The sequence below is a fragment of the Vogesella perlucida genome, from assembly GCF_979366545.1.
The window spans coordinates 144,780-161,478 of sequence record NZ_CEETRO010000001.1 but is presented as its reverse complement, the minus strand read 5'-3'; the positions used below and the strand labels follow the sequence as shown (position 1 = coordinate 161,478).

At 60.6% G+C, this 16,699-nt stretch carries 13 protein-coding genes; 8 read left to right on the top strand and 5 right to left on the bottom strand.

Features of this window, described 5'->3' with window-relative positions:
• Window positions 1–19 precede the first annotated feature (19 nt).
• The 5 genes from ACZ9XP_RS00835 to ACZ9XP_RS00815 all read left to right on the top strand — a co-directional run bounded on the left by ACZ9XP_RS00835 (window position 20) and on the right by ACZ9XP_RS00815 (window position 9,629).
• On the top strand, window positions 20–4,822 hold the full coding sequence (locus ACZ9XP_RS00835) for an NAD-glutamate dehydrogenase (protein WP_465187859.1): 4,803 nt from the start codon (window positions 20–22) through the stop codon (window positions 4,820–4,822).
• 419 nt (window positions 4,823–5,241) lie between these two features.
• Window positions 5,242–6,357 carry an ABC transporter ATP-binding protein gene (locus ACZ9XP_RS00830; protein ID WP_147683681.1) on the top strand — a complete coding sequence of 372 codons (1,116 nt, stop codon included), beginning with the start codon at window positions 5,242–5,244 and terminating at the stop codon, window positions 6,355–6,357.
• Window positions 6,358–6,425: 68 nt separating this feature from the next.
• Window positions 6,426–7,463, top strand: a complete 1,038-nt coding sequence (locus ACZ9XP_RS00825) for an ABC transporter substrate-binding protein (RefSeq protein ID WP_147683679.1) — start codon at window positions 6,426–6,428, stop codon at window positions 7,461–7,463.
• A gap of 72 nt (window positions 7,464–7,535) precedes the next feature.
• Window positions 7,536–8,798 (top strand): ABC transporter permease, encoded by a 1,263-nt coding sequence (locus ACZ9XP_RS00820; protein WP_147683677.1) that lies wholly within the window; start codon window positions 7,536–7,538, stop codon window positions 8,796–8,798.
• 6 nt (window positions 8,799–8,804) lie between these two features.
• A complete protein-coding gene (locus ACZ9XP_RS00815) occupies window positions 8,805–9,629 on the top strand; it encodes an ABC transporter permease (protein WP_147683675.1) in 825 nt (274 codons plus the stop codon).
• Window positions 9,630–9,704: 75 nt separating this feature from the next.
• On the opposite strand, the gene ACZ9XP_RS00810 is transcribed toward ACZ9XP_RS00815, so the two are convergent.
• From ACZ9XP_RS00810 to coaBC, 3 genes are read right to left on the bottom strand one after another with little or no spacing between them, the layout of a single operon-like run.
• Window positions 9,705–10,691, bottom strand: coding sequence for a GGDEF domain-containing protein (locus tag ACZ9XP_RS00810; RefSeq protein WP_465187858.1), 987 nt, complete (start codon window positions 10,689–10,691; stop codon window positions 9,705–9,707).
• Between the two features lie 21 nt (window positions 10,692–10,712).
• A complete protein-coding gene (gene dut, locus ACZ9XP_RS00805; protein ID WP_147683671.1) occupies window positions 10,713–11,165 on the bottom strand; it encodes a dUTP diphosphatase in 453 nt (150 codons plus the stop codon).
• A gap of 6 nt (window positions 11,166–11,171) precedes the next feature.
• Complete coding sequence (gene coaBC / locus ACZ9XP_RS00800; protein WP_465187857.1) at window positions 11,172–12,356, bottom strand: bifunctional phosphopantothenoylcysteine decarboxylase/phosphopantothenate--cysteine ligase CoaBC; 1,185 nt, start codon at window positions 12,354–12,356, stop codon at window positions 11,172–11,174.
• A 166-nt stretch (window positions 12,357–12,522) separates the two neighbouring features.
• On the opposite strand from coaBC, the gene radC reads away from it, so the two are divergent.
• From radC to ACZ9XP_RS00785, 3 genes are all read left to right on the top strand, one after another.
• Window positions 12,523–13,197 carry a RadC family protein gene (radC, locus tag ACZ9XP_RS00795; RefSeq protein ID WP_465187856.1) on the top strand — a complete coding sequence of 225 codons (675 nt, stop codon included), beginning with the start codon at window positions 12,523–12,525 and terminating at the stop codon, window positions 13,195–13,197.
• Window positions 13,198–13,272: 75 nt separating this feature from the next.
• The gene (locus ACZ9XP_RS00790; RefSeq protein ID WP_147683665.1) at window positions 13,273–13,524 is read left to right on the top strand and encodes a hypothetical protein; all 252 of its coding nucleotides are present in this window, start codon (window positions 13,273–13,275) and stop codon (window positions 13,522–13,524) included.
• Window positions 13,525–13,737: 213 nt separating this feature from the next.
• Complete coding sequence (locus ACZ9XP_RS00785; RefSeq protein ID WP_147683663.1) at window positions 13,738–14,112, top strand: Gfo/Idh/MocA family oxidoreductase; 375 nt, start codon at window positions 13,738–13,740, stop codon at window positions 14,110–14,112.
• A 157-nt stretch (window positions 14,113–14,269) separates the two neighbouring features.
• On the opposite strand, the gene ACZ9XP_RS00780 is transcribed toward ACZ9XP_RS00785, so the two are convergent.
• Window positions 14,270–14,878, bottom strand: coding sequence for a 3'-5' exonuclease (locus tag ACZ9XP_RS00780; protein ID WP_147683661.1), 609 nt, complete (start codon window positions 14,876–14,878; stop codon window positions 14,270–14,272).
• Entirely contained in the window at window positions 14,875–16,683 is a 1,809-nt protein-coding gene (locus ACZ9XP_RS00775) for a putative nucleotidyltransferase substrate binding domain-containing protein (protein WP_147683659.1), read from the bottom strand. Before ACZ9XP_RS00775 ends, ACZ9XP_RS00780 begins: the two co-directional genes overlap by 4 nt.
• Between the last annotated feature and the right edge of the window lie 16 nt (window positions 16,684–16,699).

The window sequence follows — 16,699 nt, the reverse complement described above, 5'->3', positions numbered from 1 at the left end:
AACAAATACGAGAAGCAACATGTCGCTTACCAACAAGACTGAATTTCTGAGCCTGATAGCAGATATCCAGGCTGTAGCAGAGCAGAAGCTGTCCAGCCAGGACGCCGCAAGTCTGGGGTCCTTTGTGCCGCTTTACTTTGAAGAAACCGAACACGAAGACCTGAAAAGCTTCTCGCCGCTGGACCTGTTCGGCGCAGCGCTGGCGCATTTCGAATTCGCCAAAAAGCGCGCCCCTGGTCAGGCCAAAGCCCGTATTTACAACCCTGATTTCGAGCGTGACGGCTGGCAGAGCACCCACACCGTGATCGAGATTGCGAACGATGACATGCCGTTCCTGATCGACTCGGTCGCCATGCTGCTGGCACGCCACAACCTGAACCTGCACCTGCTGGTGCACCCTGTGCTGTCGGTTGGCCGCACCGCAGACGGCATCATTGCCGAATTCAAGCGCACCGAAGACCGCAGCCTGCCGCTGGAATCGTTCATTCACGTACAGGTAGACCGCGTGAGCGACCCAGCCGTGCTGAAGGCACTGCAAGCCGACCTGAACAATGTGCTGTCCTACCTGCGCCGTGTGGTGGACGACGAGCCACAAATGCGCCAGGTGCTGGCCGGCCTGCGCGCCGAGCTGGCTGCCATTAAAGGCGAACGCGAGCGCGAAGCCGCCGAAGCCGTCGCCTTCCTGGACTGGATGGCGGCCAACCATTTCATCTTCATGGGTTACTGCGATTACGACCTGGTGAAGCGTGACGGCAAAGACAGCCTGAAGATCGTGAAACACGCCGGCCTGGGCTTCCTGAAAGACCAGGGCGACAAAGAGTATTCCGAAAGCTTCGAGGCGCTGCCGCAAGACCTGCGTGAGCTGGCGCACCAGCCGCACCTGCTGATCCTGAACAAATCCCAGTCGCGCTCCATCCTGCACCGCCCGGCTTATATGGATTTTGTCGGTATCAAGCGTTTTAACGACAAGGGCGAGGTTATCGGCGAGCGCCGTTTCCTGGGCCTGTATACCGCCAGCGCGTACCAGCAGTCGCCAAAAGACATCCCGCTGCTGCGTGAAAAAGTGGCCCATGTGGTGGCGGCATGCGATTACGTCGACAACAGCTACAAAGCCAAGACCCTGGGCTTTGTGCTGGAAAGCTACCCGCGTGACGAGCTGTTCGAGATCCCTGCCGAAACGCTGACCCCGATCGTAGAAGGTATGGTGAACCTGCAGGAGCGCCCGCGCGTGCGCCTGTACACCCGTACCGACCGCTATCATCGTTATGTAAGCTGCCTCGTATTCGTGCCGCGTGACAGCTTCAATACCGAAATCCGCCTGAAAATCGAGCGCGTGCTGATGAATGCCTTTAATGGCGCCTCGGCCGAGTTCAGCGTACAGATCAGCGACAGCACCCTGGCACGCGTGCACTACATCATCCGCACCCAGGGCGGCCACCTGCCGCAGTTCCGTACCCAGGAACTGGAAGCCGACATCGCCCGCGTGGTGCGCGGCTGGCAGGAAGAGCTGCACCACCTGCTGGTCGAAGCGCACGGTGAAGAGAAGGGCAACCTGCTGTTCAACCGTTACCGTGGCGCCTTCCCGGTAGCCTACCGTGAAGAATTTGCCGCACGTAATGCCGTACTGGATATCCAGCTGATCGAAGACGCCGCCGCCAGCCATGGCCTGACCATGAAGCTGTACCGCGCCTTCCATCGTGGCCAGGGCTTCAACCTGAAACTGTTCCGTGGTGGCGAGCCGCTGGGCCTGTCTGCCAGCCTGCCTATCCTGGAAAACATGGGTGTGCAGGTACGCGACGAGCACCCGTACCGCATCGAGCTGAACGACGGTACCGTGTGGGTGAGCGACTTTGGCCTGGAGCTGGGCGGCGCGGCCGAATCCATGCAGGACGAAGCCGTACAGAAAAACTTCCAGGCACTGCTGTCGCGCGTGTTTGCCAAAGACTGCGAAAATGACGGCTTCAACCGTCTGGCGGTGGTAGCCGGCCTGGACTGGCGTGAAATCACCCTGGTACGCGCACTGGCCAAGTACCTGCGCCAGGGCGGCCTGACCTTCAGCCAGACCTATATAGAAAACTGCGTTGCCCACTACCCGGAAATCACCCGCCGCCTGGTACAGCTGTTTGCTGCCCGCTTGCACCCGGTAGCGTTTGACGACGCCCGTGCTGCCGCACTGCAAGAAGAGCTGAAAGACCTGCTGGATGGCGTAGCCAACCTGGACGAAGACCGCATCCTGAACGGCTTCCTGCAAGTGATTCTGGCGACCCGCCGTACCAACTTCTGGCAGAAAGACAAAGCCGGCGAGTTCAAGTCGTACGCATCGTTCAAGCTGGAATCCAATCTGATTTCCTTCCTACCGCAGCCGCGCCCGCTGTTCGAGATCTGGGTATACAGCCCGCGTGTGGAAGGCGTGCATCTGCGCGGCTCCAAAGTCGCCCGTGGCGGCCTGCGCTGGTCCGACCGCATGGAAGACTTCCGTACCGAAGTACTGGGCCTGGTAAAAGCCCAGATGGTGAAAAACTCGGTGATCGTGCCGATGGGCTCCAAAGGCGGTTTTGTTGGCAAGCAGCTGCCTGCGCCGAGCGACCGTGAAGCCTTCATGGCCGAAGGTATTGCCAGCTACAAGACCTTTATCTCCGCACTGCTGGACGTGACCGACAACCTGGTGAATGGCCAGGTGGTACCACCGGCCGACGTACGCCGTCTGGACCCGGATGACCCGTACCTGGTGGTGGCTGCCGACAAAGGTACCGCGACCTTCTCCGACATCGCCAACAGCATTTCCGAGGCGTATGGCTTCTGGCTGGGCGACGCGTTTGCGTCGGGTGGTTCGGCCGGTTACGACCACAAAGGTATGGGCATTACCGCCCGCGGCGCGTGGGAATCGGTAAAACGCCACTTCCGTCACCTGGGCATCAATACCCAGGAGCAAGATTTCAGCGTGATCGGCATTGGTGACATGGCTGGCGACGTATTCGGTAACGGCATGCTGCTGTCCGAGCACATCTGCCTGAAAGCCGCGTTCAACCACCTGCACATCTTCCTGGACCCGACGCCAAACGCGGCGGCCAGCTTTGCCGAGCGTGCGCGCCTGTTCAACCTGCCGCGCTCCAGCTGGGCCGACTACAACCGCGAGCTGATTTCGCAAGGTGGCGGCATCTTCGAGCGCTCGGCCAAGTCCATTCCGCTGTCGCCCGAGGTGAAAGCCTGGCTGGAAACCGATAAAGACAGCATGGCACCGAACGAGCTGATTCACGAGCTGCTGAAAGCCAAGGCCGACCTGCTGTACAACGGCGGTATCGGTACCTACGTGAAGGCCTCTACCCAGAGCCACGCCGACGCCCGCGACCGCGCGTGCGACCCGGTACGTGTCAACGGTAACCAGCTGCAGGTCAAAGTGGTGGCCGAAGGCGGTAACCTGACGTGCACCCAGCTGGGCCGCGTAGAGTTTGCGCTGGCTGGCGGCCGCATCTGCACCGACGCCATCGACAACTCGGCCGGTGTGGACTGCTCCGACCACGAAGTGAACATCAAGATCCTGGTGGGCGCGGTGATGCAAGCCGGCGACATGACGCTGAAACAGCGTAATGACCTGCTGGCCGAGATGACCGAAGAAGTGGGCCACCTGGTACTGCGCAACAACTACCTGCAGACCCAGATCCTGGCAGTCAACCGCAGCCATGCGGCCTCCATGCTGAGCACCCACTCGCGCATGATTGCCCACATGGAAAAAACCGGCGAGCTGAACCGCGAGATCGAGTACCTGCCGTCCGACACGCAGATTAACGAGCGCCGTCTGGCACGCCAGGGCCTGACCCCGCCAGAAGTGGCCGTACTGCTGGCTTACAGCAAGATCTCACTGGATCAGGCCATCCTGAAGACCGACGTGCCGGACGACGCCGACTTCCTGCCGGTGCTGGTGAACTACTTCCCGAAACCGCTGCAACAGCGTTTTGGCGATGCCATGCAGAAGCACCACCTGAAGCGCGAAATCATCGCCAACCAGCTGGCCAACCTGATCATCAACCGCATGGGCACCACTTTCGTGTTCCGCATGCAGGAAGAGTCGTCGTTCTCGGCTGCCGACATCACCCGCGCGTTCTGGATTGCCAGCCGCGTGTTTGATGCCGAAGCGCTGTGGACCCGCATCGAAAGCCTGGACAACCTGGTATCGGCCGACCTGCAAGTAGAAATGATGGTGATGGTGCGTACCCTGGTAGAGCGCGTGGTGCGCTGGGTGCTGCGCAACCGCCGCGCCAGCGGCTCGGTAGAGGCCACCATTGCGCAGTTTGCCGACAAGGTACAAGCCCTGTTGGCCAAGCTGCCGCAGCTGATCAGCGCCGATACCTACCCGCAGGTAGCGCGTCTGGAAAAACGCCTGACCCAGCCAAACGTACCGGCCGAGCTGGCCAGCGTGCTGGCGCGTCTGGAGTTTGCCGTGCCGCTGATGGACCTGATCGAGATCGGCGAGGGCGGCGAGCTGGCGCTGGAAGACATTGCGGCCAACTACCTGCAACTGGGCCGCGACCTGCAGCTGGACTGGCTGCGTGCCGCCATCACCCAGCTGCCGCGCGACAACCGCTGGCAGTCGCTGGCGCGCAGCGCGCTGCGTGACGACCTGTACCGCCAGCACCGCTCGCTGACCCAGCGTGCGCTGTCTGTGTCGCAAGACGCGGGCTTTGTCAGCCAGTGGCTGCAGCAGCGTGCTGCCGAGGTTGAAGCGTGCCAGCAGATGTTTGCCGAGCTGCAGTCTTTCGAGACGCTGGACCTGGCCATGCTGTCTGCCGGCATGCGCGAGCTGAATAACCACCTGCTCGCCTAAGTTCCCTTTTTCGCATTACTCCCTTCAAGCCGACCGCAAGGTCGGCTTTTTTTGTTGCCCTTATGCCACAAACGCCCGTTTGACATGGCGGTGCAATGATGTTGCCGTTTGGTGCATTTCCATGCGGCCTGCCTAGTGAATGCCGCATAATCTTCTCAATAAATCCCGTTTGCATGCACCGCAATAGTGCTGCATGTCTTTGCCCTGCTTCAATACTTATTCATTTTTTGAAAAAGCATGCTTAGGTAGTTTGTTTTATTAAACGGGGCGATTAAATTAATGGACACCTGTACACAGAGACAGGGGGACAAACCAGCCGGCTAACTTGGGCCAATGCGCTTTACTTCGGTTTTGATGCTGGTTAATCTGATAAAAACTGAAACAACATTCCGCCAAGCGGAACTATCAGGAAGGACATGATGAGCGAGAAACACACGGCCTCCGACACCCTTGTCAGCTTTCGCGGTGTACAGAAGAGCTACGATGGCGCGTCACTGATCGTCAAGAATCTGGACTTGGATATTCGCAAAGGCGAATTCCTCACCATGCTCGGGCCGTCCGGCTCCGGCAAAACCACCTGCCTGATGATGCTGGCCGGTTTCGAAACCCCCACCCACGGCGAGATCCGCCTGGGCGACAAGCTGCTGAACCACGTGCCGCCGCACAAGCGCAACATCGGCATGGTGTTTCAGAACTACGCCCTGTTCCCGCACATGACCGTGGCAGAAAACCTGGCTTACCCGCTGACCATCCGCAAGATGGGCAAATCCGAGATTACCGACCGCGTGAAAAAAGCGCTGGGCATGGTCAAGCTGGATGCGCTGGCCAACCGCTACCCCGGCCAGATGTCCGGCGGCCAGCAACAGCGCGTTGCGCTGGCCCGTGCGCTGGTATTCGAGCCGCAGCTGGTGCTGATGGATGAGCCGCTGGGCGCGCTGGACAAACAGCTGCGCGAACACATGCAGCTGGAGATCAAGCATATCCACGAAAACCTGGGCATTACCGTGGTGTACGTGACCCACGACCAGGGCGAGGCGCTGACCATGTCCGACCGCGTAGCGGTATTCAAGGACGGCATCATCCAGCAGATCGATGCGGCCAACGTGCTGTACGAAAAGCCGGTGAATTCGTTTGTGGCCAACTTCATTGGCGAGAACAACACTCTGCACGGCGAAGTCGTCGCCCTGCACGACCAGCACTGCACCGTACGCCTGGGTAACGGCGATACCGTACAGGCCGCAGCCGTCTGCGTCGGCCAGGCTGGCGAAGCCACCTCCATGTCGATTCGCCCCGAGCGCGTGCGCCTGAACCGCCACGCCGAAGCCTGCGAAAACCGTCTGCAGGCCCGCCTGGCAGAGTTCATTTATTTCGGCGACCACGTCCGCCTGCGCCTGGATGTAGCAGGGCAGAGCGGTTTCATGGTGAAAGTGCCTGCCGGCGAGCTCGATAGCAGCTGGAAAGTAGGCGACAAGCTGGATATAGGCTGGATGGCACGCGACATTCGCGCGCTGGATGCCTCGGTTTACACACACTAGATAAAAAAGCCCGACCACACGGGCGCTTTCAACGTCCTGCAAAGCGATATCCCCAGAGGAGTATGACTATGAACAAAAACACCCCGCGCCTGTTGGCCCTGTCTGTTGCTGTTGCGTTGGCCGCCCCGGCCATGGCCAAAGACATCACCGTGATTTCTTTCGGTGGTGCCAACAAGGACGCACAAGCCGTGGCCTACTACCAGACATTTGAAAAAGCCACTGGCAACAAGGTTGTTGCCGGTGACTACAACGGCGAAATGGCCAAGATCAAAGCCATGGTTGATGCCAAGAAGGTGAGCTGGGATGTGGTAGAGGTTGAGTCGCCAGAGCTGCTGCGCGGCTGCGAGGAAGGCCTGTTCGAGAAAATCGACTGGGCCAAAGTAGGCAAGAAAGCCGACTTCGTGAAGCCGGCCGTTTCCGAGTGCGGTGTGGGTATTTTTGTGTGGTCCACCGCCATGGCCTACAACGCCGACAAGATCAAGGTAGCTCCGCAAGGCTGGGCTGACTTCTGGGATGTGAAGAAATACCCGGGCAAACGTGGCCTGCGTAAAGGTGCCAAGTACACCCTGGAATTTGCCCTGCAAGCCGACGGCGTGAAACCGGCTGACGTGTACAAGCTGCTGGCCACCAAGGCCGGCGTGGACCGTGCTTTCAAGAAACTGGACCAGCTGAAGCCGAATATCCAGTGGTGGGAAGCCGGTGCCCAGCCACCGCAGTTCCTGGCCTCTGGCGATGTGGTGATGAGCTCGGCCTATAACGGCCGTATCGATACCGCACAGAAAGAAGGCAAAAACCTGAAAGTGGTATGGACTGGCAGCGTGTACGACGTGGATTCCTGGGCTGTACCCAAGGGCTCGCCAAAGCTGAAAGAAGCCATGGACTTCATCAAGCACGCCAGCCTGCCGGAACACCAGGCGGTGTACTCCAACAAGATCGCTTACGGCCCGACCAACCTGAAAGCCATCCAGAAGGTAGATCCGAAGTCTGCGGCCAACCTGCCAACCTGGCCGGCCAACCTGAAAAACGCGCTGGCCCTGGACGTAAACTTCTGGGTTGAGCATGGTGAAGAGCTGGAAGAGCGCTTCAACGCCTGGGCTGCCCGCTAAGTAGCCAACCTGCCTGAACCGTCCCGCCATGCCCTCCGGGCTGGCGGGACTTTGCTGGAAGTGATGCCCACCATGTCCCAAACCCTTACCGTGAATGCGCCGCTGACCGCAGCTGATGGCGAGCTGCTGACCGTCAAGCTGGCACGCGAGCACCGCAACAAGCAGCTGAAAGCCGTGGCCCTGGTTGCGCCACTGGCCATTTTCTTGCTGCTGACTTTTCTGGTTCCCATTTTCATGCTGCTGGGTCGTAGCGTGGATAACCCCGAAGTGGTCACCCACCTGCCGGCTACCAGCCAGCTGATTGCCAGCTGGGACCGCCGCGCCCTGCCATCCGAAGAAGTCTTCCAGGCCATGGCGCGTGACCTGACCGCCGCCAAAGAAGCCAAGACCGTTCCCGAAGTTGCCAAGCGCCTGAATATGGATATCAGCGGCTTCCGCTCGCTGATCCAGAAAACCGCGCGCAAGATGCCGCTGGAGTTGGCCGCAGGCGAAACCATGCGCGACCGTTTCATCCAGATGGACGAGCGCTGGGGTGACCCGGACCACTGGCACGTGATTGCCAAGAACGCCAAGAGCTGGACGCCGTACTACCTGTACAGCTCGCTGGATTTGCGCGAAACCAAGGCCGGTACGCCTGAGCTGGCGCCGGAGGAAGAGCGTGCCTTCATCAGCATTTTCGGCCGCACGCTGTGGATCAGTTTCTGGGTCACCGTGTTCTGCCTGCTGCTGGGCTACCCGCTGGCTTACTGGCTGGCCAACCTGCCAGCACGCAAAAGCAACCTGCTGATGATTCTGGTGCTGCTGCCGTTCTGGACCTCGGTACTGGTGCGTGTGGCGTCGTGGATCGTGCTCCTGCAGCGCGAAGGCCTGATCAATAGCGCCCTGATGAACCTGGGCATTATCGGCGAGCCGCTACAGCTGGCGTTCAACCGTGTGGGCGTGTACATCGCCATGGTGCACATACTGCTGCCATTCGTGATTCTGCCGGCCTACAGCGTGATGAAGAGCATTCCGCCTACCTATATGCGTGCTGCCATTTCGCTGGGTGACCATCCGTTTGCCGCCTTCTGGAAGATCTATTTCCCGCAGACCGTGGCCGGTGTGGCTGCCGGTGCCTTGCTGGTGTTCATCATGTGCATTGGCTACTACATTACCCCGGCACTGCTGGGTAGCCCGGAAGAGCAGATGGTGAGCTACTACGTTGCGTTCTACACCAACGTCACCATCAACTGGGGCATGGCCGCCGCGCTGGGCAGCCTGCTGCTGATTGCCACCATGACGCTGTATGGCCTGTACAGCAAGCTGGTTGGCGCCAACAAACTGAGCCTGGGGTAAGAAGCCATGTTGCCAACTTATGCTTCGCCTATCGAGCGCATCTGGTTCTGGAGCTTCCGCATCTTTTGCGTGCTGATCCTGATTTTCCTGGTGTCGCCGCTGTTGGTCATCGTGCCGCTGTCGTTCTCGGCCGATACCTTCCTGCTGTATCCGATCAAGTCGTTCTCGCTGCGCTGGTACGAGGAGTTCTTCGGTAACGGCATATGGCTGACTTCGCTGAAGAACAGCTTCATCGTGGCGCCCGCTGCCACGCTGCTGGCCACCACGCTGGGTACCCTGGCCGCCGTGGGCCTGACGTCGTCGGATTTCCCCGGCAAGTCGGTGCTGATGAGCGTGCTGATCTCGCCCATGGTGGTGCCGGTAGTGATCGTGGGGGTGGGGGCTTACCTGTTTTTTGCTCCGCTGGGTCTGTCCAACAGCTACTTTGCGCTGATTCTGGTGCATACCGCACTGGGCGTGCCGTTTGTGGTGATTACCGTATCGGCCACGCTGCGCGGCTTCAATGCCAACCTGATCCGCGCCAGCGCCAGCCTGGGTGCCAACCCGATCACCACGTATCGCCGCATCGTGCTGCCGCTGATTGCACCCGGTGTGATCTCGGGTGCGCTGTTTGCCTTTGCCACCTCGTTTGACGAGGTGGTGGTCACGCTGTTCCTGGCGGGCCCGGAGCAAACCACGCTGCCACGCCAGATGTTTGGCGGTATCAAGGAAAACATCAGCCCGGCGATCGCCGCTGCGGCAACGGTGCTGATCCTGTTCTCCATCGCCTTGCTGCTGACGCTGGAATGGCTGCGCGGCCGTGCCGAGAAGACCCGTACCAACGTGGCCTGATCTTCGAGGCTTGCATGAAAAACCCCTGCCTGATGGCAGGGGTTTTTTACTGGGCAAGGTTGGCCGCAGCCGGGGTCAGAACAGCTCGATATCGCCTTCGTAAACCTGCTGTGGCTGAATCTTGCCGCGCTGTAGTAGCTGGCTGTAGGCACACGTCTGGTTGCGGCCGTTCTCCTTGGCGTAATACAGCGCACGGTCGGCTTGCTCTACCACATTGGCTGGCAGCATCTGGGTGTCGATCAAGACGTAACCAATACTGATCGTGACCTGGCCCACTTGGGGGAAGTTGAATGTGGCGATGTTTTCCCGCAGGGCTTCCAGCCGGGCCATGGCCAGCATGGGCTCGTCACGCAGGATGATGCCGAACTCCTCGCCGCCGTAGCGGTATAGCTGGGCGTGCAGGCCCAGGACCTGCTCCATGTGGTGGGCCACCAGCAGCAGCACTTCATCGCCCACGATATGGCCATAGCGGTCATTGACCAGCTTGAAGTGATCGATATCGACCAGTGCCAGGGTGTGCTGGTAGTCCGGCTTGTCCAGTAGCTCGTACAGCCGGGCATCGAAAGAGCGGCGGTTCATCAGGCCGGTTAGCATGTCGCGCTCGGCATCGTACAGCAGGCGCAGGTAGTTTTCATGGATGCGGACCATCCCGGAGAGGAAGCCACGTTCCTCCGGGTCCAGCGGGCCATGTTCTATCTGCAGCAGGGCAATGATGTTGTTTTTCTGGTAAATCACCTGCCAGATATGTTCGCCGTACTCCCAGGGGCCACGGTTGTCACGGCCGATGGCAATGGCTTTGCGCGCATCGTCACCCGCCGGTAGCCAGCCGCAGCCCTCGGGAGAAATCAGGCTGTCGTCTTCCCCGCTCACCTGTAGCAGTTTCAGCTCGGGTAGCGACTCGGCGTGCCGTACCCCGTACAGGGTAATGCTGTCGCTTTGCAGAAACGCACCCACCAGCTCCAGCAACGCCCGCTCCAGCTCGCGCTGCTCACGCTGCGAGGTCATTTTCGCCATCTGTTCCATCAGGGTGGCGATGCTGGCGGGGGGGAAGTGCTGATCCATTTTCATCCGTATCAACAGGGTTTATTGGCGGCCAGTACTACCAAAACCGCCGCTTCCGCGTTCTGTATCGATAAAGCTATCTACAATATTAAACCCTACTTGCACCACCGGTACGATAATCATCTGGGCAATACGTTCCATGGGTGCCAATGTGAATGGCATGTTGCCGCGGTTCCATACCGAGACAAACAGCTGGCCCTGGTAATCGGAGTCGATCAGGCCGGTAAGGTTGCCCAGCACAATGCCGTGCTTATGGCCCAGGCCGGAGCGCGGCAGGATCATGGCGGCCAGGCCCGGGTCGGCCAGGTGAATAGCCATACCGGTGGGCACCAGCACGGTTTCACCGGGCTGGATCACCATCTCGGCCTCGGTAGCGGCGCGCAGGTCCAGGCCGGCCGAGCCGCTGGTGGCGTAGGCTGGCAGGTTGTCTTTCAGGCGCGGGTCCAGGATTTGTACGTCGATAACAGGTTTCATGCGTTGTCAGCTTTTCAGGTTAAGGCACTGGGCCAGGTGTTGAACGATGGCACGGGCCACATCGGTCTTGGGCATGTCCGGTAGCGGGTGTTCGCCGCGGTCGTCCAGCAGGGTCACGCTATTGCTGTCGGCGCCCATGGCGTGCTGTGCCAGGTTGGCCACCAGTAAAGGGACCTTTTTGCGGCGCCGTTTCTGGTCGGCAAACTGCAGCAGGTTCTGGCTTTCTGCAGCAAAGCCCACGCAGAACGGTGCGGCCGGCAGGCCGGCCACGGTGGCCAGGATGTCCGGGTTTTCTTCCAGCTCGATCACCGGCAGGCTATCGCCTTTCTTGATCTTGTGTTCGGCACGGTTTTTCACGCGGTAGTCGGCCACGGCCGCCACGCTGATGAAGATATCGCTGCGGCCCACTTCGCCCAACACGGCCTGGTACATGTCCTGCGCACTTTGTACATCGATGGTACGGACGGTGGCCGGCGGTGTCAGGGCGGTAGGGCCGCTGACCAGCGTGACCTCGGCACCGGCGTCGCGGCAGGCGCGGGCCAGCGCGTAGCCCATCTTGCCGGAGCTGATATTGGTGATGCCGCGCACGGTGTCGATAGGCTCGTAGGTGGGGCCGGCGGTCAGCAGCACCCGCTTGCCGGCCAGCAATTTGGCGCTGAAGACGCCGCCCAGCAGGTCGAACACTTCTTCCGGTTCCAGCATGCGCCCCGGGCCGGTTTCACCGCAGGCCTGCACGCCATGCGCCGGGCCCCATACCTGTACCCCATCGGCTTGCAGCTGGGCGATATTGCGCAGGTTGGGCGGGTTTTCCCACATCTGCCGGTTCATGGCAGGTACCACCACCAGCGGGCAGGTACGCGCCGCCGCCATGGTGCTGATGAGGTCGTCACAGGCGCCGTGCGCCAGCTTGAAGATGCAGTCGGCGGTGGCCGGCACAATCAGGAATACATCGGCGCGGCGCGACATCTCGATATGTGCCATGGCGTTATCCGGGCGCGGGTCCCAGATATCGCTGTAAACCGCATGGCCGGACAGGGCCTGGAAGGTGGCAGGGGTGACAAAACGGGTAGCCGCTTCGCTCATCACCACTTCTACGTGGTGGCCAGCCTTGACCAGTAGCCGGGTCAGTTCTGCCGATTTATAAGCGGCTATGCCGCCGGTAATGCCTAAAAGAATGCGCTTTTGCGTCATGTCACAGCCTGCCGTGTGTCGTGCGAGGCATGATTGTAGCGTAATGCTGCACCTGCACGCAGGCCGTCGTGCTGCATGGGTAGATGGTTGGTGTCATGAAAAATGCATTTTATGGAGGTCGCGCCATACCCGATGATGCAGGCTTAGCCAGCCCGCAGGAGGGATTATGCCGATTACAGAATGGCCAGAGGCCGAGCGCCCGCGTGAAAAACTGCTGGCGCGGGGCGCACAGGCCTTGTCAGATGCCGAATTGCTGGCGATATTTCTAAGAACAGGTATAAAAGGCTGCTCGGCTGTCGATATGGCACGCCAATTAATGCAGCGTTTTGGCAGCCTGGGGCGCCTGCTGGGCGCGCGGGCTGACGAGTTTCAGCAGCAGGCCGGGCTGGGCCCGGCCAAGTACGTGCAGTTCATGGCCATGCACGAGCTGGCGCGGCGGCTGCTGGCCGAGGAAATGGCCAGTGGCGACGTGCTGAACAGCCCGGAGGCAGTGCAGCGCTTCCTGCGGGTGGCGATAGGGTATTGCGAGGTGGAGGTGTTCAGCGTGATTTTCCTGACGGCACAATACCGCGTACTGGCTGTCGAAGAGCTGGCCAGGGGGACGCTCACCGAAACACGGGTCTACCCGCGCGAGGTAGTGCGGCGGGCTTTGCAGCACAATGCCTGCAGTGTGATCGTGGCACATAATCACCCGTCGGGCTTGGCCGAGCCTTCCGAGGCGGACTGGCAGCTTACCGCCACGCTCAAGCAGGCTTTGCAGCTGGTCGATATCAATTTGCTGGATCATTTTGTAGTAACGGGCGAGCACGCCGAGTCGCTGGCGGCGCGTGGTTGGGTGTAGCGGCAGCCGGGTGGCTGCCCCTGCTGTTGTCGTGCGGCCAACCTTGCCGGGTGGCCGGGTCGAAAGGAGCAAGCCATGAACATCCTGCGTTTGATGAATCAGTCCGAGTACATCCAGGTGAACAACCAGCTGGTGAAGCCGGCATTCATGTACGCCAGCGAAGACTACGCCGATGACGACGATATCGCGCTGGAAGCGCATATCAACGAAGCCGACCTGGTGCTGACCGTGGCCGATCTGGAAGAAGCTACGCCGCTGGCCGATGGGGCCTACTGGATAGAAAGCGTTGGTTACATCCGTTTTCTCAGTCGGCACGCACTGCACTGAAGCGCCATCAGATCGCACCGGAAGCCTGCCGTTTGGCTGCGCTTCCGGTGTTTTTTTATGCCTTTATTTTGGTATTTTCAGACATGAAATGGCGCAATGCACCTGCTTGCTACGCAATATGGGCAGGTTTGATCTGGCGCAAATCATGGCGGGGCTGGCTTGATAAAGTACGCGCTTCAATGCGTTTTACAGAAGGCGCAAGCGAGGATGGACATGAACAAGATTCGTATTGCCATGGTGGGTGCTGGTGAAACAGCGACACCCCTGTTGCGGCAGCTGCTGGACGCGTCCTATGTGGAGCTGATCGGTGTGGCCGAGCTGAACCTTGCCCTGCCGGGTGTGGCGCTGGCGCGCGAGCGCGGTGTCCCGGTAACCGACAACTTTATCGAGCTGGCCGAGCAGGGCGAGCGGGTGGATATCATTATCGACCTGACCGGCTCGCGCAAAGTGCGCGAAGACTTGCGCCGTTTCATGCAGTTTGCCGGCAATACTCACACGGTCATCATGCATGAGCGCATTGCGCTGCTGCTGATGTCGCTGTCGGCAGGCGAGCTGGTGGAAACCCGCCACGATTCGCTCAGCTACTGAAGGCTTCTGCTGGGTCATTAACAGGTCGATGCAGTAAACAGCCCGCGTGCGACTGCGCTGGCTGGCTTGAAGGGCGTGCGCAAGCGCGCCCTTTTTTCATGCGGCCAAGCTGCTGAAGGTTGGCCGCATGCCTGTTGGACATGAGCAGGGCAGGCGCCTAGCCGAAGCCGCGTTTTTTCAGCGCCAGGTACAGCATGCTGGCGGTGATGGCATCGTTCAGCGCGTCGTGGCGTGGCAGCGCGGGGACGCGCAGGTCATCCACCAGCGTGGCCAGGCGCAGGTCGACGTTGCTGTCCGGGTTTTGCCGCAGCTTGTAGTCGTAATAGCGGCCGGATACCTCGATCTGCCGGTTCGGCAGCTTGATGCCGGTCAGCGGCTGCACGTATTTGTTCAGGATCGCCACGTCGTATTCCAGGTAGTAGCCCACCAGTGGCCGCCCGCCGATGAAATCCAGCAGCCGGGTCACGGCGTCCTGCGGTGCCAGCCCGTCCGATACGTCACGCGGGCGCAGGCCGTGTATGCGGACGCTGCCCGCATCCGGCTTGCGTTCCGGGCGCACCAGCACATAAAAAGACTCGCTGCTCAGTATGCGTTGGCCGCGTATCTTCACCGCGCCGATGGACAGCAGCTCGGCGTCGCGCACGTTCAGGCTGGTGGTTTCGCAGTCCACACTCACCAGCTCTTCATTCTGCTCTTGCAGCAGCATGGCAAAGCGCGGGTCTTTCAGGCGGTGGGCCGCCCACTGTTTTTTCAGCGCGCCTATCATGCCACGGCCCCCAGGCGGAACTGGTGGCGCAGCAGGCTTTTGAACTTTTTCACCAGCGCCAGCGCGTCTTTCAGCAGGTCTTTTTCCAGGGTGGACAGCTTGCCCGGGCGAATCAGGTTGCTGGCCGGGCGGCCATCTGCCAGCTCCGCCAGGCCGTGGCTCAGGCGCAGGCCCAGCAGGAAAGCCAGGGTTTCGTTGATATCGTTAGCAAAATCCCGGTCCAGATGGCCGTTTTCTGCCAGGCGCTGCAGGCGCTCGAAGGTATTGTTGGCCGCAATATCGTGGCGCAGTGCCAGCGAGCGTATACCGTGCACGATGGGGAAAATGCCGCCTTTCTTGATGTCCAGCGTGGCCTCGCCATTTTGTTCGCGCGTGAGCAGCTGGGCAAAAAAGCCCAGCGGGGTATCAAACTGCTCGATAGCGCGGGCAAAGCGGGCGTAGAAGCTTTCGTCGTCCGATAGCAGGCTGTGCAGGTAGTGTTTGCCCTGCGCCAGCAGGGCGTGGTCGCCCGCCACTGCTTCGGCATCCACAAAGATGGCCAGGTTCATCAGTGCGTCGCCGTCCGGCAGGTAGAGCCAGCGGTACAGCTGGTCGCGCAGGCCTTGTTCGTGTTGGCACCATTGCGGGTTGTTCACCATGATTCGCCCGGGGCAGGGCGGGTAGCCAAAGCGCGCCAGCGCATCGCTAAAGGCCTGGCAGGCGCCGGCGATGGTGGGGTGGTCGTAGCCGTCACGGATGATCAGGGCGTTGTCCTGGTCGGTTTTCAGGATCTGCTCGCCGCGGCCTTCCGAGCCCATGACGATCAGGCAGCTGTTGGCCACCACCTCGGGCAGGGCAATCAGCTGCCAGGTGCGCTCGAACAGCCGCGCGTTCAGCGCCTGTACCAGCCGCCCCAGCTGCGGGGCTTTTACCCCGTGGCTAGACAGAATGCCCACCAGGCGCGTGATCTGGCCGGCAATGTCCTGCAGCTCGTCCAGGGTGTCGGCGCGTTCCAGCTTGTGGGCAATGAGGTGCGAGTGGTTGGAGAAATAGGACAGGATATCCACCTGCGCCAGAATGCCCACCGGTTCGCCCTGGTCCATCACCACCAGGCGGCGGATATTGCGCTGCGTCATGGTGAGCAGGGCGTCAAACAGAAAGCCGTCGATGTCGGTGGTAATCAGGTTGAAGTGGCACACCTGGTACAGCGGTGTACTGGGCGGCAGCTCGTTCAGGATGGTGTCGCGAAAGTCGGTGGTGGTGAACATGCCCAGTTGGCCGCGGTGGCGCACCAGAATGGATTTGCTCTTGCGCTGCTTCATGATGCGGGCAGCATCCAGCACGCTGTCCTGGCCATCCACGAATACCGGCAGGCGGCTGCAGGCATCGCGTACGGTGGCGGTAAGCAGGGTTTGCAGCTCGCGCGAGCCGGCGTTTTGCGCCAGGGCGCCAAATTTCTGCGACACGCTGGCGTAGAAAAAGGCGCCAAAGCGCGGGTTGCTTTCGGTGAGCTGCATCACCACGCTGCGCGGCAGGCAGTAGGCCAGCGCTTCTTCGTGTACCACAAAGCGCTGCGTGGCCACCCCGGCCACCATGGCGCGGGCGTCGAAGGTGTCTTGCGCGTGGTAGACGGCCAGCACTTCGTCGTCCGCCATCTCGCGCACCACGCCCTTGATCAGCACGTACAGGCTGTCCACGCTGTCGCCTGGCGCCATGATCACTTCGTCGTTATCAAAAAACACGATATCGGCCGCGCCCTCCAGGGCCAGCCGTTCTTGCTGGCTCAGGTGGGTAAACGGCGGGTGGGTAAAGTCGAAGCGGCTCATGCTGGCAGGTCCGGTA